Here is an 18,038-nt window from a genome sequence, read left to right as displayed (position 1 = left end):
CCGAATGAATCTCGATGACGAGTATGTGTCCCGGATTTCCGCTGAGTTACAAAGCCCTCGCCGTTGGGACTATCTTGTTGTGCGTCTTTAGGAGCGCATAGACTCCTGAGAAGATTTATCGGGGGCGATCAGGGGGAAATAATGCTGTTCGATCGACGCGCAAAGAAGTTGGCCGCAGTCTTGGCAGGAATGATGGCACTGACCGGGTCGGCGTGTTCGTCGTCGACTTCCGGTGCGGCGAAGGCGCAAGCGCTGGGGGTAACCTACGGTTGCGCAGGTTCTACGCCGTAAGGCAAGGTTCTGGCGCGTAGGTCTGCGCCGACGAGGGAGTCACGCCATGGGGCATTACAAGAGCAACATCCGCGATATCGAGTTCAACCTTTTCGAGGTGCTTGGCCTCGGCGAATTGCTCGATTCCGGCGCCTATGGCGACTTGGATTCGGAAACGGTCCGCAACATCTTGTCCGAAGTCGTGCGGCTCGCCGAAGGCCCGATCGCGGAGTCGTTTGCCGATGCCGACCGTAACCCGCCAGTCTTCGACGCCGAGACGCACTCGATCACGATCTCCGATGCACTGCGGAAGACGGTCAAGGCGGTCCACGACTCCGACTGGAGCCGCATCGGCCTGCCCGAAGGAATGGGTGGTGTGCCCGCTCCCGCATCGGTGGCATGGGCGATCCAGGAACTCATCACGTGCGCGAACCCCGCCGCGATCTTCTTCAACATGGGTCCGGTGATGAACTCGGTCTTGTACAACATCGGGACCGAGCAGCAGAAGCATTGGGCAACAGCAGGATTCGAGAAGAACTGGGCCGGGACTATGGTCCTGACCGAGCCGGACGCCGGTTCCGACGTCGGCGCCGGACGGACCAAGGCGATCCAGCAGCCCGACGGCACGTGGCACATCGAGGGAGTCAAGCGGTTCATCTCGGGCGGCGACGTCTCCGACACCGCCGAGAACGTCTTCCACCTGACGTTGGCTCGTCCGGAAGGTGCTGGTCCGGGCACGAAGGGGCTCAGCCTGTTCTACGTCCCCAACTACCTGTTCGACCCGGAGACCCTCGAACTCGGTGAGCGAAACGGTGTCTACGTCACCGGTCTCGAGCACAAGATGGGCCTCAAGTCCTCGCCGACGTGTGAATTGACCTTTGGCGCAACAGATGTACCCGCAGTGGGCTACCTGGTCGGTGAGACGCACGACGGCATCGCGCAGATGTTCCAGGTCATCGAGAACGCTCGGATGATGGTCGGCGTGAAGTCCAGCGGCACGTTGTCGACCGGCTACCTCAACGCGCTCGCCTACGCGAAGGAACGCGTCCAAGGCGCGGACCTGACGCAGATGACGGATAAGGCAGCACCACGCGTTCCGATCACCCGCCACCCGGATGTTCGGCGCAGCCTCGCGATGCAGAAGGCGTACGCGGAAGGTCTGCGCGCGGTCTATCTCTACACCGCTGCGCATCAGAACGACGATGTCGCACAACTCGTCTCGGGCGCCGATCACGATCTCGCCCATCGCGTCGACGATCTACTCCTGCCGATCGTCAAGGGCGTCGGGTCAGAGAAGGCCTACGAACTGCTCACCGAAAGCCTGCAGACGCTCGGCGGGTCCGGCTATCTGCAGGACTACCCGATCGAGCAGTACATCCGCGACGCGAAGATCGACTCGCTGTACGAAGGCACGACCGCGATCCAGGCGCAGGACTTCTTCTTCCGCAAGATCGCGCGCGACCGCGGTGTTGCATTCGGGCACCTTGCCGGGCAGATCAAGGCGTTCATCGACAACGACTCCGACCGCCTGAAGCCGGAGCGTGATCTGCTCGCGGCGGCGTTGGACGACGTACAAGCGATGACGATGACGTTGACCGGCTACCTGATGGCCGCGCAGCAGACTCCGTCCGAGCTGTACAAGGTCGGGCTCGGATCGGTTCGGTTCCTGTACGCGGTCGGCGACCTGGTGATCGGGTGGTTGCTGCTCAAGCAGTCCGACATCGCGCAGGTCGCGCTTGCCGGTGACGTGTCAGCCAAGGACCGCCCGTTCTACGAAGGCAAGGTCGCTGTCGCGTCGTTCTTTGCCAAGAACGTGCTCCCGAAGCTCGCCGCGACGAAGGCGATCATTGCGTCGATCGACACCGAGATCATGGATCTCGACGAAGCCGCCTTCTGACTCGTGAGTCTTTTAGGAGTCCATAGACTCCTAAAAGACTCACGAGGGTCAGCGTAATACGTAGGGGGACACCATGCTTCGGTGTTCGCTGATGTCGAGGTCCTTGCCTAGCGGCGGGAACGCGCGCTGCGGACAGTTCTCCCGCTCGCAGACGCGACAGCCGGCACCGATAGGCGTGGCCTTGGCGTCGTCCAGGTCCAGACCGTCGGCGTAGACCACGCGGCCCGCGTGGCGTAGCTCGCAACCGAGGCCGATGGCAAATGTCTTGCCCGGCTGGCCGTATCGGGCTGCGCGGCGCTCGACTGTCCGGGCGACCCACAGGTACTTGCGGCCGTCGGGCATCTGCGCGATCTGCGTCATGATCTTGCCTGGGAAGGCGAACGTCTCGTAGACGTTCCACAGCGGGCAGGTGCCGCCGCTCGACGAAAAGTGAAAACCCGTGGCGGATTGGCGTTTCGACATGTTTCCCGCGCGGTCGACGCGCACGAACGACCACGGAACACCGCGTTGCTTCGGGCGCTGCAGAGTCGAGAGGCGGTGGCAGATCGTTTCGTAGCTCTGGGAGAAGAACGCCGACAGTCGTTCGATGTCGTAGCGGAAATCCTCGGCGACGTCATGGAATTGGCCGTACGGCAGCACCGTGGCTGCGGCGAAGTAGTTGGCGAACCCGAGCATCGCCAGGCGCCGCGACGCCTCGGATGCAAAGTTTCCCTCGTCGACCAGCCTGGTGAGCAGGTCGCCGCATTCCAGGTACGCGAGTTCGGCGGCGAATTTGAATACTTTCTGACCTCCGGACAAGTGCGGCGAAATCTCGAGCACACGAGCGTCGGGGTCGAAGCGGTGCAATACATTCGGACCGAGATCGATCCGTTCGATGATCTGGACGTCGTGAATTTGAGTCAGCCTGCGCGCGATCTCGCCGGCGACATCGCCGCGGTGAAAGCGCATCCGTGCCGTGAGATCCTCTGCGGCGGTGTCGAGTTCGTGCAAGTAGTTCTGCCGTTGGTAGAAGTAGTCGCGGACCTCTTCGTGCGGCTTGCTGATCGATCCGCTTCCGGCGCCGTCGGCAAATCGTTCCTCGGTGGCGGCTGCCAGTTGTGCGCTCGTGTTGCGATACCGGCGATGCATGTTCACCATCGCTCGCGCCATGCTCGGATGCGTGGACACCATGTCCGCAATTTCCCTTGCGTCGGCTGTGATGCCCATTTCTTGGTCGAGGGCCACCTCCTGCAACTCCGCGATCAATCGCGTGTCGTCCTGCGACGAGAAGAAGGTGGTGTCCACACCGAAGACCTCGCTGATCCGAAGCAGGACGGGGACCGTCAACGGTCGGACGTCGTGCTCGATCTGGTTCAGGTAGCTCGCCGAGATTTCGAGGGATTGCGCCAGCGACACTTGGCTCATCCCGCGCTCGATGCGGAGCTGCCGCAACCGTGCTCCGACATACGTCTTGGACATAAGTCCAGCGTACGGACCGTAGCCGGGTCTGCAAATGCCTCATTCGCAATGTTGTTAAGTCGTAGGCTGCATCTCGTGCGCGCAAAGGTAGCGGGGCTGATCGTCGCTTTGGCCTGCGGTCTGGGGGTGCCCGCGCCGGTCGCAGCGGATCCGATCTCGGATTTGCAGAATCCGCCGCGAGACCCTGCCGCGTTGTATCCGACGCCGTTGGGCGATCGCTGGTTCGACGCACCGCCAGGCTTCGAGAACGCCGCACCCGGAACGGTGCTGAGTTCGCGCCCCGCCTCGGTAGGCCCGCTGCTCACCCCGGTCGCCACCACCCAACTGCTGGTCAGGTCGTCCGACTCGAAAGACCGCCCCATTCCGGTGGTCACGACGGTGATGGTTCCGCTGACGCCATGGCCCGGACCCGGGGCGCGACCGGTGGTCGCGTACAACACGGCGATCGACTCGCTAGGTCTGACCTGCGTGCCGTCGTGGACCCTGCCTCGGGGCAGTGAGATCGAGCTCGCGGCCGTGCAAATTCTCCTTGCTCGGAACTACGCGGTCATCGTGACCGACCATCAGGGCCCACATCAGGCCTATGCCGCGGGTCGGATATCGGGCCACGCCGTACTCGATTCGATTCGCGCGGCCGTGAATTCACCGTGGCTCGGGCTGGCGCCGTCGTCGCCGATCGGCATCAGCGGGTATTCCGGCGGGGCGATCGCCGCGGGTTGGGCGGCCGAGCTGGCGCCGACCTACGCTCCGGAGCTCAACATTGCAGGCGTCGTCATGGGCGGAGCGCCAGTCGACTACCGGATTCTGCTCGGCTCGATGAACGGCAAGAACATGTCATCGAGCCTTTTCCTTGCGGCGACGATGGGCGTAGCTCGCGAGTACACCGAACTGATCCCACTGATGAACGACAACGGTTGGCGGCTCGGAATGATCGCCAAGGACTGGTGTTTGGCCGCGCTCGCGCCACCGGGTGTCGTCGCACCCATTCCGGTCGAGGCGTTGACCGACGTTCCGAACGTCGTCGATACGCCTGTCGTGCAACAGGTTCTGGCCGCGACGCGGATGGGTGGGCAGGCGCCCACAGCGCCGGTCTTCATCTATCAGGGTCAGCAGGAGATCTGGATTCCGCGTGAAGGCGCCGAGCGACTGTTCGGTGAGTGGTGCTCGAAGGGGGCCAGAGTCCGGCTCGAAGAGTTGGTCGGCGAGCATCTGATCGTCGCCCTGTCCGGCCTACCGTCAGCGTTCGACTGGCTGAACGACCGGCTCGCAGGCAAGCCTGTTGCGCCTGGCTGCAGCACCAACTAGATAGGTGTGATGCGCCAACGAGTCCTCTGGACACTCGAGTTCAGCCTCACCGGTCTAGGAATCATCTGGCTGGTGTTGCTCGTGTTCAAGGTCTACACCGGCTTTGGGCTGATGCTGTCCTGGGACGTGCTGGTGGGTGTCTACGTCGTGCTCGGTTGGCACTCCCTGCGCGGCGAACTACAGGTCGACCGCGCTGCTCAGCTGTCCGAGTTGGTCGGTCCCCGTTGGTATACGGCCGTGCTCGCGGTTGTGGCCAGCAGTGCTGGTCTGGCAGGCGGCTTCGTGATGATTTCGGCCACCGGGAGCAACCCGACCGAGGAGGGCGTCGCTGCCGCGACAGTCTTGCTGTCGTGGTTGCTACTGCACACGACATTCGCGCAGATCTACGCGCGCGCCTGCCTCGACAGCGGCGGACTGCAATTTCCCGAATGTCCCAATCCGCAGCTGGCGGAATTCGTGTACTTCTCATTCACCATCGGTACAACCTTCGCCGTATCCGACGTCACCGTTGTCACGTCAAGGATGCGAAACCGGGTGACCGCGCACAGCGTACTGAGCTTCTTCTTCAACGCCGCGGTCGTCGCCATCGCGATCGACTGGCTCAAGAGCTAGTCGATCGCTAGGACGCGGAGTAGCCGCTCGACCTCAGCCTGTACGGCAGTCCTGCCTGGCCCGAGGTACTTTCGCGGATCGACCAGCAGTTCGTCGGTCAGCGCGGACCGAACCGCAGTCGCCATGACTTGGTTCAGGTGAGTCGCGATGTTGATCTTCGACATCCCGTGCCGCACGGCGGACTGCAGTCCGGCATCCGGCACGCCCGACGAGCCGTGCAGCACGAGCGGTACGGTCACCGCCGCAGCGATTCTGACGATCAGGTCGTCATCGAGGACCGCATCGCGGGTGAGCATCGCGTGCGACGACCCGACCGCGACGGCCAACGCGTCGACGCCGGTGGCGGCCACATACTCGGCGGCTTCGGTTGGGTCGGTTCGAGCGCCGGCAGCGTGTACCCCGTCCTTGCCGCCGACCTCACCGAGTTCCGCTTCGACGTGGACGTCGCGATCTTGGCACCACTTTGCCACTGCCGCAGTGGCTTCGACGTTCTCGTCGTGCGACAGCATCGACGCATCGAACATCACCGACCGCACGCCCAAGTCGACCGCCTCACGGACGAGGTCGGGCGAGGTCGCGTGGTCGAGGTGCACGACGACGTTCGCGGTGCTGGCTGCCGCAATGTGCAAGCACGCCGCGGCGACAGCCGCGAGACCGCGGTGGTATTTCGCGGTGTTCTCCGAGATTTGTAGCACAACAGGGGATTTCGCGGCTTCGGCACCGCCGACGATGGCTTCGGCGTGTTCGAGTGTGATCACGTTGAACGAACCGAGACCGCCCGGTCGAGCTGCCGTAAGAGCGGCCGACATGTTTATCAGTGGCACGACATCTCCTCAGCTATCGAGCTTTTCGATTCGGACGGTCCGACGCAAGTGATCGCGCAAGGCCCTGTCTATCTCGCCGGCGACGGGCCGTGTGACTGCGGCGGCGGATGTCGCGACCGCGTCGGTCAGCAGCGCGGACCAGTCGAGAGGTCCGGGCTCTGCAAGATGAGCCATGATGGCGGCCGCAGCTGCATCGCCCGCACCGGTCGGGTTGCCGGGCAGCGGCTCTGGAAGTGCTGCGTGCCAGGCTCCGTCCTCGGTCACTGCGATCATCCCGACTGCGCCGCGCGTCGCGACGACTGCCCCGACGCCCTGTGCGCGCAGTCGGCGGCCGGCGGCGACAACGTCTCCAGGGGTCGGCAGGGGTGATCCGGCCAGCCGTTGCAGTTCGTCGCTGTTGGGAACCAGCACCACCCCGGGTACGGACCGCGCCACCAATTCCAGTGCCGCGCCGTCGATGTCGCAGATCACCGGCAGTCCAGCCTCGGTCGAGGCCAGCGCGATCCGGGCAGGCAGGTCGGGCGCTGTTTCGCCGGGCAGGCTGCCGGAGATCACGACGCCGGTCGCGTCGGCCAACCGGCTTTGGACCCGCGCAACGAGCCGGTCCGCGGCGTCGGGATCGTTCACCGATGCTCCCGGCTCCCATAGCGAGGTAGTAACTCCTGCAGCTGTTTCCGAAAGGACGAGGGTTCGCCGAATGCGGGGGAGTGCATGCACGAGGTCGACGGTCGAACCCAGGTCGAGAAGCGCCGCCGAGAATTCGGCGTTGCCGAATCCCATGACACAGAATGACTTTTCGAGTTGAGCGAGGACCCGCGCGACGTTGACACCTTTGCCGCCGGGGCGCTCGAACACGGCGCGTACGCGGTGGACTTCGCCGCGGACGAGCTGGCCGACTTCGTAGGTCACGTCGTAGGCGGGATTCGCTGTGACGGTGAGGATCACGACAGCCAGCTGCCACGCCGCATGACGCTGCCCAGTTCGAGGTCGTCGTCGACGACAATCAGGTCGGCGTACCGACCGGGCCGAATGGATCCGCAGGTCCCGTCGAGTCCGAGAACTGCGGCGGGTATTTCGCTGGCCGCTCGCACCGCGTCGACCAACGGGATTGCCGACTCTCGCACCGTACGCTGCAGCACTTCGATCAGATGGCTCGTACCGCCCGCGATGGACCCGTTCGCAATGCGCGCGATGCCATCTTCGACAGCCACCCGCTGCGGTCCGAGTTGATAAGTGCCGTCGGGCATTCCGGCCGCAGCCATCGCATCGGTAACGAGGGCGACGTTGCCACGAGCCGCGGCGAACACCATCGCAACGAACCCGGCGTCGACGTGGATTCCATCACCGATCACCTCGACGACCGCGTCACCGTCAGCTGCCGCGACCAGCGACGCGCCGACCGGTCCGCTGCGTCGGTGGTGCAGCGGCGGCATCCCATTCGCCAAATGCGTGACCAGGCAGGCATCGTCGCGCAATGCGTCGCGAGTTGTTGCATAGTCCGCATCGGTATGGCCGATCGCGACAATGACTCCGCGTGCGCGGAGTTGCGCCGCGAGTTCGGCGTAGCCGTCAAGTTCGGGTGCCACAGTCATCACCCGGACCCGCCCGTTACCCGCTTCGAGCAGCACGGCCGTCAATGCCGGGTCGGGCTCCAGCAGATAGGCCGGATCTTGCGCGCCACAACGAACGTCGGACAGAAACGGGCCTTCGAGATGGATTCCCGCGAGCGTCCCGTCGTCGACAAGTGGAATCAGTGTCGCGACCTGCTCGGTCAACGTCTCGGGGCGCGCTGTCACCAGGCTTGCGAGCAGCGTCGTCGTGCCGAACTCATGGTGATGCCTTGCCGCAGCTGCCATTTCGGTCACGTCGGCCGTCGTGAACGCGTGCCCACCTCCGCCGTGGCAATGGATGTCGACGAGGCCCGGAAGCAGCGTGCCGACCGGCTGGGGCGCTGTCGCGCCCGCGTTGGCCGCGTGCCATTCTTCGAACGAGTCGACTGCTTCGATACGGTCGCCGATGATCGTCACGACCGCGTCGCCGAGTACCTCGTCCGGCGTCACTACCCGCCCACGGATCGCAAACATGCTGGTATTCATCAGCTTTCGCTCCGCTGGCCGATGCAGGCAAGCAGTCCGGCACCGACCAATCCCGCACGCGAGCCGAACCTGCCGACAACGACATCGGGCACCGGGACCACTCGCACCCGAGCCTCCAGGGCGGAGCGAAGTGGCTTCACGAGCAGGTCCTCGGCCGCCGCAAGTCCGCCGCCGAGCACGAGCAGTTCCGGCGACACGGCGTGCACCACACCGGCGAGGCCGTCGGCCAGCGCGTCGATCGCCTCCGACCACACTTGCTGCGCAACAGCATCGGTCGCGAGGAGTGCAACGACGTCCGCTGCGCCGGCAACCGATCGACCCGACCGCCGGGCGTATTCGCGCGCAATTGCCGCCGCCGATGCAACAGTCTCGACACAGCCGACGTTCCCGCAGGGGCAAGCGATCCCGTTCGGGCGAACTACGACATGGCCGAATTCCCCCGCTTGTCCGAGCCCGCCCGTGACGAGTCGGCCACCGACAGCGAGCGCGCCGGCAATTCCGGTGCCGAGAACGACGATGCACACGTCGTCGTAGCCGCGGCCGGCGCCGAAGCGCCATTCGGCCCAACCGGCAACGGTGACATCGTGATCGACGAGGACAGGCATACCCCAGCGCTCGGTGAAGACCCCGGCGACCGGCACATCGCGCCAGCCGATATTCGCGCTGAACACGGCAATTCCGTGTTCGGTGTCGACAATCCCCGGCAGCAGGACTGCTGCGCGACCGACTCGCGCTCTTGGTTCGGCGGCGAGGGTATCCAGCAGTGCAGCACCGAATTCCGCAATCGCGGTGACCGCCGCGTCGCCTCGTGGGGTCGAAACACTCGATGCCGCGACCACCTTGCCCCAGCCGTCGCTGATCTCACCCTTGATCGTGGAGCCACCGACGTCGATGCCGAGGACGAGCTCGTTGTCCGTCACGGTTCGAGAATGACTGAGCGGTGCAGACTGCGCGGATTGTCGGGGTCGAGTCCGAGGTCGGCAGACCGTAGCAGGCACAGGCGGTGCACTCGAAGGAGTTCGGCCATCGGGTCGACGTCGCGGTGTTCCCAGTGCGCACCGGTCGCGGCCACGTCGTCGGCGAGGCCGGCCACGAGCGGTCCCAGCGCCCAGACCGCGCGACCCGGCGCTGCGATGCTGATCGGTCCGTGACGGTATTCGGTCGCCAGGTAGGACTCGACCCATGCCTGGCACGATTCGCGTAACTTCAACGCGGCCTCGTCGGCCAGCGGCCCGGCCATTCCCTGTCCAACGAACGTGATCTGCTCGGCGTTTCGCACACCGGCCAGTGCGTCGTCCGGTTCGGCGAGTGCGGCGCGGCCTTGCTCGATCACCGGTGTCAGATCTTCCCCGAGATGCCAGCGCAGGATTGCCAACGTCGTGGTCGCGAATCTCGTCTGCACGACGGATTTCTCGTCGACCTCGTCGATGAGAATCGGATCGGCAAGCTCGAGCACGGGCGTCTGCGGGCTGGAGCAGATCACTGTCGAACGCGATCCCGCCGGGACGGACCGCATCGCATCGACGACCTCGGTCGTCGTGCCGGACCTGCAGATGAACAGGTAGCGGTCGTAGCTGCGATCTGTGCGGACCTCGCTGGCCGGCCAGGCGTCCGTCACGCCCTGACCGCCGGATTCCCGCGCTGATGCGAACGTACGCGCCATGAAAAGGGAAGTGCCGCAGCCGATTGCGGCAACTCGCTCCCCAGGAGCCGGTAACAGGTCACGATGGACCTCGGCGGTTGTCGCCGCGTTTGCCCAATCTTGCGGCTGGCTCGCGACCTCGGCTGCAAGGAAGGAGCCGTTCGCCGACCTACCGACGCTGTTGGTCACGAAGACAGAATGCCCAGGTCTGCTCATCTCTGTCAATATGAGCCGGTGATCGCTCACATTCGAGCATATTTGGCGGTAGATTGCTGCCCTAAGTTTCGATCAGGTTGAGCGGGAGAAGTCTTCAGAGAGGCGGCGACGTGAAAAGTCTATCCAGGAGAGCGCTCAGCTTGGCGGCTGTGCTGACGTGCGCGGCCCTCGGCGCGCCGGCGTGTGGATTCGGTGGCGACGAAGACAACAAGGACTCGGTCTCGTTCCTCGCACCGATCTACACCGACGGCGAAAATGGAACGAAGGCTCTCTGGGACGGGATCATCAAAGACTTCGAGGCCAAGAACCCCGATGTCGATATTTCGCTGCAAATGGAGTCGTGGAAGACGATCAACAAGACCGTTCAGGACAAGATCCAGAGCGGATCGGCGCCGGACATCCTCAACATCGACGCCTACGCCAGCTACGTCAAGCCGGAGCAGCTGATCTACGAGGCGAAAGACGTCGTCTCCGAGGGCGTACTCCTTGATTTCCAGCCCGACTTTGCGCGAAACGCGTCGATCGACGGCAAGCAGTATGGGCTGCCCATCTTCGCGTCGACTCGCACGCTCTTCTACAACCAGGAGTTGTTCGACAAGGCAGGCATCACAGCGCCGCCGAAGACCTGGGACGAACTCCTCGCCGACGCCAAGAAGATCAACGACCTCGGTGGCGTATCGGGTTACGGTCTACCGCTCGGCAGCGAGGAGGCACAAGGGGAGACGTCGATCTGGACGTTCGGCGCGGGCGGCTCGTGGGGCGACGATCAGACGCTGACGATCGATACGCCGGCAAATGTCGAGGGCGTCACCGCAATGCAGCGGATGATCGACGAAAAGGCCACCCAGCCGAACCCCGGCGCGACCGATCGCAAAGACGTCATCAACGCGTTCATCCAAGGCAAGGTCGGGATGATCGAAGGCCTCCCGCCCACCGTGGCGCAGCTCGCGAAAGAGAACCCCGGGCTGAAGTACGGCACCGCACCGACGCCGAGCAAGACGGGTGTGCCGGTCACGCTCGGTGTTGCCGACCATTTGATGTCGTTCAAGAACGATCCGGCCAAGCAGGAAAAGGTCAGGAAGTTCCTCGACTACTTCTACTCACCCGACGTGTATGCGAAATTCGTTCAGACCGAAGGGTTCATCCCGACGACGATCTCTGGCGCCGAGAAGTTGGCAGGAGACCCGGTCACGAAGACGTTCGTCGCAACTCTTCCGACGGCGAAGTTCTACCCCAGCAACAACCCGAAATGGGGAGCAGCGCAGGGAGCTTTGCAACAACTCGCAGGCACGATCGACCAAGGAGCAAGCCCCGCCGAGGTTTTGACGAAGGTAGCGAACGCCGCCAAGTAGCTTCGGCTGCATTCGCACAGAAGGGCTGAGGGATTGTCGGCGCTCGCCAAGCATTCCATTCGCAAGCGTCGTAGTCGTCTTCTCGACATGCTTGTGGCGTTGCCGTGGATCGGTCCGGCGATCGCGCTGATCGTGGCGATCGTGCTGTTCCCCGCCGGTTTCATGATCTGGACGTCGACTCGCAACTTGTCGGCGGCCGGGCGCGATCGCGGCAACGCGGGCCTGCAAAATTTCTCCGAGCTCTTCGACACCGACGGGCTTGCACGGATTTTCGTCAACACCGCGATCTGGGTGGTCGTGGTCGTGGGGCTGACGTTGCTGTTGTCGCTCGCGTTGGCGCAGTTCCTGGACAAGGAGTTTCCGGGACGCAAACTGGTGCGCCTCGCGATTCTCGTGCCATGGGCGGCATCCGTGGTCATGACGACGACAATCTTCTACTACATGCTCGACCAGGACGTCGGGATCGTGAACCGGCTCCTTGTAGACCTCGGAGTGCTCGACCGCGGCTACGGCTTCACCAAGCAGCCGGTCCAGGCGTTCCTGGTGGCGATCGTCGTGGCGGTATTCGTGTCGATTCCGTTCACGACGTACACGATTCTTGCAGGCCTGCAATCGATTCCGTCGGACGTCAGGGAGGCCGCCGCGGTCGACGGTGCAAGTCCGTGGCAGCGGTACCGGATGATCATCCTCCCGCAGCTACGTCCGGCTATTGCGGTCGCGACGATCGTGAACATGATCAACGTCTTCAATTCGCTGCCAATTCTGCAGGTCCTCACAGGCAGCATTGCGGGCTACAAATCCGACACGACAACAACTTTGACGTTCAAGTTGCTTCGCCAAGGCGGCCACATCGACACCGCGGCAGCGATGAGCGTGCTGAACTTCGTGTTGATCCTGGTGATCATCGGCATCTACGTCGTAGCCGTCCGGCCGATGGACGAGGTCGATCGATGACCGACATCGTGTGGAACAAGCGTCCGCGCAGGCGGTGGGGACTGACCGCTGTCGGCGTCGTCATCGCGCTGGTCTTTCTCATCCCGTTCATCGTGATGTTGCTCGGTTCGTTGAAGTCGCAGACCGAGATTCGGCGCATTCCGCCGACGTACTTTCCGCAGTCGTGGCATCCCGAAAATTACGTCGATATGTGGTCGACGCCGGAGACGCCGCTGCCGTACAACTTGGTCAGCACGATCGTCATTTCGACGTGCGCAACGGTTCTCGTCCTGCTCGTCGCAGTCCCCGCCGCGTACTACACCGCGCGCCGACGGTTCCCCGGACGGGTGCCGTTCCTGCTCCTCGTGCTCGCGACCCAGATGCTGCAGCCGACCGTCCTCGCGGCTGGTCTGCTGCGCGAATTCCTCAGCTTGGGACTGCACAACACCTGGCTGGCAATGATTTTGGTGAACGGCGCCTTCAACCTGTCGTTCGCGGTGTGGATTCTGCACAGCTTCTTCGCGTCGGTTCCGAAGGAGATCGAAGAGGCCGCTGCACTGGACGGGCTGAGCAAGATTCAGACGCTGATCCGGGTGATTCTTCCCTTGGTTTGGCCTGGAATCGTCACGGCCACAATCTTTACCGTCGTCGCCTGCTGGAACGAATTCGCCGCAAGCTTGATCATTTTGAGCACACCCGAGAATCAGCCACTGTCGGTGGCGCTGACGAAATTCATCGGTCAATACCAGACGGCATGGCACTACGTGTTCGGTATCTCGGCGGTCGCCATCATCCCCGTCGTCATCTTGTTCGCGGTGATCGAAAAACGCCTGGTCGCAGGCCTCACGGCTGGCAGCGTGAAATGAGTGGTCCGAACCCGAGCGACCGGTCGCTGCGGTGGAGCCAATTGCTCGAACTGCTCGCCGAGAACGGCCGATTGACCGTCGAGGACGCCACACAGCGGCTCGGGGTTTCGGCGGCGACCGTGCGTCGCGATTTCACCTCGCTCGCCGATCAGCAACTTGCGACGCGCACGCACGGTGGAATCGTCGCCACATCGGTCGCCTATGACTTGCCCACGCGCTATCGCCAAGTCGTCGGCAAAGATGCCAAGCAACGGATCGCCGATGCTGCAGCCAATCGAATCGCGGCGGGGGCCGTCGTCGGAATCAACGGCGGCACAACGACAACCGCAATCGCGAGGGTGTTGGGCGGGCGCCCGCAACTGGCGCAGTCCGGCGGCGAGCCGTTGACGATCGTGACGAACGCCCTCAACATCGCCGCCGAAATGGTGCTGCGGCCACACATCAGGACGATCTGCATCGGCGGTGTGGCACGCCGGGAGTCCTACGAGCTGCACGGTCCGTTCGCGGCGCGCTTTCTCGAAGACATCCGCATGGACGTCCTCATCCTGGGCGTCAACGCCGTGACCGCCGACGGCGGTGCACAATGCAGGCATCTCGGCGAAGCAGGCATTTCCGCCGAGATGGTGAAGCGATCCGAGACCGTGCTCGTCGTCGCCGGAGCGGAGAAGCTGACTTCGAGCGCTCTCGCCCGGATCTGCCCGATCACCGACGTGGCCGTGATCGTCACCGACACCGCTGCCGACCCCGAATCCGTGGCTGCACTCCGCGACGCCGGTGTCGAGGTCGACTTGGTCTAACCCTCGTGAGTGCCAAGGTCAGCGCGAGAACACCTCGACCGAGCCGGCGTCGAAGCTGTTCAGGTAGATCGAATGCGTGCGAGGATCCACCGCCACGCCCACTGGAAGCTTCGCGGTGGGGAGTGAGTCGGTCACGGTGCGAGTGCTGGTATCGATCAGCGACAGCGAGTCGGAGTCGATGTTCGACACATACGCGGTGTGGGCTTCGGAATCGACGGCGACTGCGACAGGCTTGGTTCCGACGGAGATCGTGTCGGTCACGGTCTTGGTGGCTGTGTCGATCACCGAGACGGTGTGCGCGGCGCGGTTGGTGATGTACAGCGCGTGGTTGGCCGGATCCAGCGCCACGCCATTGGGCTCGTCGCCGACCTTGATCGTCGCGACGACCGCGCGCGTGACCGTGTCGATCGCCGAGACGGTGTCGGCGCCCAAGTTCGAGACGTACAGCGTGTGATTCGCTGTATCGACCAGCGGCACAATCGGTTTGACGCCGACTGGGATTGTCGAGACGACAGCGCGATTCTCGATGACCGACAATGTGGCGTCGTCCTGATTGGCGACGAACGCAACGCCCGAGTCTGCGTCGATTGCAACGTCCCAGGGGTTTCCGCCGACCTCGATCGTGTCGATCACGCTCGCGCTGGCTGTGTCGATCACCGACACCGAATTGTCGCCGTTGTCGACGACGTAGGCGACCCGACGTTTGGCGTCGACGGCAACTCCTGCAGGGCTCTTTCCGACCTTGACCGTCGACCGCACGGTTGCGGTGGCGACATCGATGATCGACAGTGAACCGCTACCGCCGTTGGTCACGTAAGCGGTCCCGGTCGTGGCGTCGATAGCTATCGCAATCGGATTGCTGCCGACCTCGATCACGCCGGTTCGCTGCGGCGCAGGCAATTGCGAGGTCGTGACCACCGCAGAGGGAGAGACCCCGGGGCTGGCAGTCGTGTCGGTCGACTTGTCGCGCGCAACGAACAGGTACCCCGCGATCGCAATGGCCAGCACGGCGAATATCGCGAGTGCGCCGAAGACGAATCGTGAGCGGTTCGGCCGCGTGGACGACAGCGGTGGTGCCTGTGGCGGCAGTGGCGGCGGTCCGGGTCGGGTGACCCTTGTCGTCTGGCCGACGGGCTGCGAGACGGGCGGTGGCGAGGCAGGTGGTTGCAGAACCGGCGCAGGCGGTTTCAGCACCCTCGAGGAGCCCGACAACGGCAGTGGCGAGGTGAGCGCCGCCCGCGCTGCGTCACCGAATTCGCCTGCGCTCGGGTAGCGGTCCGCGGGATTCTTTGCCATCGCGCGCGCGATCACGGCGTCCAATGCCGGTGGGACGCTGGCGTTGACCTTGCTCGCGGGCGGGGGCGGCTGAGTGAGGTGCCCGTGCATCTGGCGTTCGGGCGTCGTCGAGGCGCCGAACGGCGGTTCGCCGGTGAGGCAATGGTGCAGAACGCACGCCAGTGCATAGATGTCGACGCTGGCGTCGAAGTCCCCGCTGAACCGCTCCGGTGCCATGTACGCCAAGGTCCCGACCGCCCAGCCGGTCGAGGTCAGCCGATTCTCGCTCAACGACTGGGCGATGCCGAAGTCGATGAGGTAGACGAAGCCCTTGCGGTCGGTCACGAACAGATTCGACGGCTTGACGTCGCGGTGAACGAGGCCGGCGTCGTGTGCACTGTCCAACGCGTCGGCGGCCTGCGCGACGAGGTCGACCGCGACCGGAACTGTCAGTCGGCCTGCTTTCAGAATGGTGCCGAGGTCGCGTCCTTCGATGAGCGCCATGTCGATGTACAGCTGGCCGTCGATGGCGCCGAACGAGTGGATCGGGACGATGTGCGGCTCGCGCAGCGCGGCAACGATCTTCGCTTCGCGCATGAACCGGTGGCGGTAGATCTCGTCGGTCGAGAGATGCGGCGGCAGCACTTTGAGCGCGACATTGCGTTCGGTGAGGGTGTCGTAGGCCAGCCAGACCTCGCCCATGCCCCCGGCTCCCAGCAACCGCTCCAGCCGGAATTGGCCGAAGTGCTCCTGTCTCTCCACGCGACCGACTATTCCACTGTGCGGGCATCAAACGAACGAAAGGGCGTACCCCAAATTCCGGGGGAGGCCGAGTGGCGGTCTGGCGAACTGTGAGAGTTGCCACACTATGCCCGTCGACAACCGTGGCGACCCCTTATCGTCGCACCGAATCAAGCAGTACGCGCGTTCGGCTTGGGCCGATCAAACGACAAGGCCAGCGCGGTTTTCGGCGGAAAAATTGCTCGCAGGAGAGAGGTGAACTCTTCGCGCAGATTTGCAAACTTAGCAAACGACTTTGAAAAGCTAGCCAAGATTGGCATTAGCAACAGGTAGACGGCACTTTTCGGCTGTGCCACTCTTAAACAGTACGCACGTTATGCCTCGCAAAGATGCGAAGCCTGCCGATCCGCGGCGGGCTTGATCAACCAATAGATGTGGAGCAGAGATGTCGACCACCGGCACCCCGAAGACAGCTGCCGAGATCCAGCAGGATTGGGACACCAACCCTCGCTGGAAGGGAATTACGCGCACCTACAGCGCTGAGCAGGTCGTGAAGCTGCAGGGCAGCGTCGTCGAAGAGCACACCCTCGCCCGTCGTGGCGCCGAAATCCTGTGGGAAGGCGTCAACAAAGAAGACGACTACATCCACGCTCTCGGTGCACTGACCGGTAACCAGGCTGTCCAGGCGGTTCGCGCCGGCCTGCGCGCCATCTACTTGTCGGGCTGGCAGGTCGCCGGTGACGCGAACCTGTCGGGTCACACCTACCCGGACCAGAGCCTCTACCCGGCCAACTCGGTGCCGAACGTCGTTCGCCGCATCAACAACGCCCTGCTGCGCGCCGACGAGATCGCCAAGGTCGAGGGCGACAAGTCGGTCGACAACTGGGTTGTCCCGATCGTCGCCGACGGTGAAGCCGGCTTCGGTGGCGCGCTGAACGTCTACGAGCTGCAGAAGGCCATGATCGCCGCCGGTGCCGCCGGCACGCACTGGGAAGACCAGCTCGCGTCGGAGAAGAAGTGCGGCCACCTCGGTGGCAAGGTGCTCATCCCGACCCAGCAGCACATCCGCACGCTGACCTCGGCTCGCCTGGCTGCCGACGTCGCCGACGTGCCGACCGTCGTCATCGCGCGCACCGACGCCGAGGCCGCGACGCTGCTCACCACCGACGTGGACGACCGTGACAAGCCGTTCCTCGATGGCACCCGCACCGCCGAGGGCTTCTTCGGCATCAAGAACGGCATCGAGCCCTGCATCGCTCGCGCCAAGGCCTACGCCCCTTACGCCGACCTCATCTGGATGGAGACCGGCGTGCCGGACCTCGAGGTCGCGCGCAAGTTCGCCGAGAGCGTCAAGGCCGAGTTCCCGGACCAGCTGCTCTCCTACAACTGCAGCCCGTCCTTCAACTGGAAGGCCCACCTGGACGACGCGACCATCGCGAAGTTCCAGCGTGAGCTCGCCGCGATGGGCTTCAAGTTCCAGTTCATCACCCTGGCCGGCTTCCACTCGCTCAACTACGCCGCGTTCGACCTGGCGTACGGCTACGCCCGCGAGGGCATGACGGCCTTCGTCGACCTGCAGGAGCGCGAGTTCAAGGCAGCCGACGAGCGTGGCTTCACCGCCATCAAGCACCAGCGTGAGGTCGGCGCGGGCTACTTCGACACCGTTGCCACCACGGTCGACCCGGACACCTCCACGGCGGCGCTGAAGGGCTCCACCGAAGAGGGTCAGTTCCACTAAGGCTGAGCCGTTTCTC

General features: G+C 64.0%; 16 protein-coding genes. 8 read left to right on the top strand and 8 right to left on the bottom strand.

What is annotated here, in order from left to right:
* The first annotated feature begins 337 nt into the window (after positions 1 to 337).
* Positions 338 to 2,167: an acyl-CoA dehydrogenase gene (locus FGL95_RS23785; RefSeq protein WP_169591615.1), complete on the top strand. Its 1,830-nt coding sequence runs from the start codon at positions 338 to 340 to the stop codon at positions 2,165 to 2,167.
* A gap of 48 nt (positions 2,168 to 2,215) precedes the next feature.
* Here FGL95_RS23785 and ramB read toward each other — a convergent pair whose 3' ends face one another.
* Positions 2,216 to 3,625, bottom strand: a complete 1,410-nt coding sequence (gene ramB, locus FGL95_RS23780) for an acetate metabolism transcriptional regulator RamB (RefSeq protein WP_169591613.1) — start codon at positions 3,623 to 3,625, stop codon at positions 2,216 to 2,218.
* 75 nt (positions 3,626 to 3,700) lie between these two features.
* Between ramB and FGL95_RS23775 the strand changes: the two genes are divergently transcribed.
* Together FGL95_RS23775 and FGL95_RS23770 are read left to right on the top strand one after the other, a co-directional pair.
* Positions 3,701 to 4,930, top strand: coding sequence for a lipase family protein (locus FGL95_RS23775; protein WP_338080001.1), 1,230 nt, complete (start codon positions 3,701 to 3,703; stop codon positions 4,928 to 4,930).
* Positions 4,931 to 4,939: 9 nt separating this feature from the next.
* A complete protein-coding gene (locus FGL95_RS23770) occupies positions 4,940 to 5,542 on the top strand; it encodes a DUF1345 domain-containing protein (protein WP_169591607.1) in 603 nt (200 codons plus the stop codon).
* Here the strand turns inward: FGL95_RS23770 and FGL95_RS23765 are convergent.
* From FGL95_RS23765 to FGL95_RS33005, 5 genes are read right to left on the bottom strand one after another with little or no spacing between them, the layout of a single operon-like run.
* Positions 5,539 to 6,366, bottom strand: coding sequence for a class II fructose-bisphosphate aldolase (locus FGL95_RS23765; RefSeq protein WP_338080000.1), 828 nt, complete (start codon positions 6,364 to 6,366; stop codon positions 5,539 to 5,541). The two genes, FGL95_RS23770 and FGL95_RS23765, sit on opposite strands and share 4 nt — an antisense overlap.
* Positions 6,367 to 6,375: 9 nt before the next feature.
* The gene (locus FGL95_RS23760) at positions 6,376 to 7,311 is read right to left on the bottom strand and encodes a hexose kinase (protein WP_169591604.1); all 936 of its coding nucleotides are present in this window, start codon (positions 7,309 to 7,311) and stop codon (positions 6,376 to 6,378) included.
* A complete protein-coding gene (nagA, locus tag FGL95_RS23755) occupies positions 7,308 to 8,462 on the bottom strand; it encodes an N-acetylglucosamine-6-phosphate deacetylase (protein WP_169591602.1) in 1,155 nt (384 codons plus the stop codon). The genes FGL95_RS23760 and nagA overlap by 4 nt, the downstream gene beginning before the upstream one ends.
* Positions 8,462 to 9,382, bottom strand: a complete 921-nt coding sequence (locus tag FGL95_RS23750) for an ROK family protein (RefSeq protein ID WP_338079999.1) — start codon at positions 9,380 to 9,382, stop codon at positions 8,462 to 8,464. The genes nagA and FGL95_RS23750 overlap by 1 nt, the downstream gene beginning before the upstream one ends.
* Positions 9,379 to 10,293: an SIS domain-containing protein gene (locus FGL95_RS33005; RefSeq protein ID WP_338079998.1), complete on the bottom strand. Its 915-nt coding sequence runs from the start codon at positions 10,291 to 10,293 to the stop codon at positions 9,379 to 9,381. The genes FGL95_RS23750 and FGL95_RS33005 overlap by 4 nt, the downstream gene beginning before the upstream one ends.
* A 137-nt stretch (positions 10,294 to 10,430) precedes the next feature.
* Between FGL95_RS33005 and FGL95_RS23740 the strand changes: the two genes are divergently transcribed.
* From FGL95_RS23740 to FGL95_RS23725, 4 genes are all read left to right on the top strand, one after another.
* A complete protein-coding gene (locus tag FGL95_RS23740) occupies positions 10,431 to 11,672 on the top strand; it encodes an extracellular solute-binding protein (protein WP_169591594.1) in 1,242 nt (413 codons plus the stop codon).
* Positions 11,673 to 11,759: 87 nt separating this feature from the next.
* The gene (locus tag FGL95_RS23735) at positions 11,760 to 12,626 is read left to right on the top strand and encodes a carbohydrate ABC transporter permease (RefSeq protein WP_169591591.1); all 867 of its coding nucleotides are present in this window, start codon (positions 11,760 to 11,762) and stop codon (positions 12,624 to 12,626) included.
* Positions 12,623 to 13,471 (top strand): carbohydrate ABC transporter permease, encoded by an 849-nt coding sequence (locus tag FGL95_RS23730; protein WP_169591589.1) that lies wholly within the window; start codon positions 12,623 to 12,625, stop codon positions 13,469 to 13,471. The genes FGL95_RS23735 and FGL95_RS23730 overlap by 4 nt, the downstream gene beginning before the upstream one ends.
* Complete coding sequence (locus tag FGL95_RS23725) at positions 13,468 to 14,268, top strand: DeoR/GlpR family DNA-binding transcription regulator (RefSeq protein ID WP_169591586.1); 801 nt, start codon at positions 13,468 to 13,470, stop codon at positions 14,266 to 14,268. The genes FGL95_RS23730 and FGL95_RS23725 overlap by 4 nt, the downstream gene beginning before the upstream one ends.
* Positions 14,269 to 14,286: 18 nt before the next feature.
* Here the strand turns inward: FGL95_RS23725 and FGL95_RS23720 are convergent, their stop codons facing one another.
* Together FGL95_RS23720 and FGL95_RS23715 are read right to left on the bottom strand one after the other, a co-directional pair.
* The gene (locus FGL95_RS23720; RefSeq protein WP_169591584.1) at positions 14,287 to 16,305 is read right to left on the bottom strand and encodes a protein kinase domain-containing protein; all 2,019 of its coding nucleotides are present in this window, start codon (positions 16,303 to 16,305) and stop codon (positions 14,287 to 14,289) included.
* A gap of 149 nt (positions 16,306 to 16,454) precedes the next feature.
* On the bottom strand, positions 16,455 to 16,640 hold the full coding sequence (locus tag FGL95_RS23715) for a hypothetical protein (protein ID WP_169591218.1): 186 nt from the start codon (positions 16,638 to 16,640) through the stop codon (positions 16,455 to 16,457).
* 89 nt (positions 16,641 to 16,729) lie between these two features.
* On the opposite strand from FGL95_RS23715, the gene aceA reads away from it, so the two are divergent.
* Entirely contained in the window at positions 16,730 to 18,022 is a 1,293-nt protein-coding gene (gene aceA, locus FGL95_RS23710; RefSeq protein ID WP_169591581.1) for an isocitrate lyase, read from the top strand.
* Positions 18,023 to 18,038 lie beyond the last annotated feature (16 nt).

The sequence above is a fragment of the Antrihabitans stalactiti genome (assembly GCF_012932915.1).
In the GTDB taxonomy this organism is placed as follows: Bacteria; Actinomycetota; Actinomycetes; order Mycobacteriales; family Mycobacteriaceae; genus Antrihabitans; species Antrihabitans stalactiti.
Note: the sequence above shows the minus strand (reverse complement) of the source record. Positions and strands in the feature narration are given on the sequence as shown.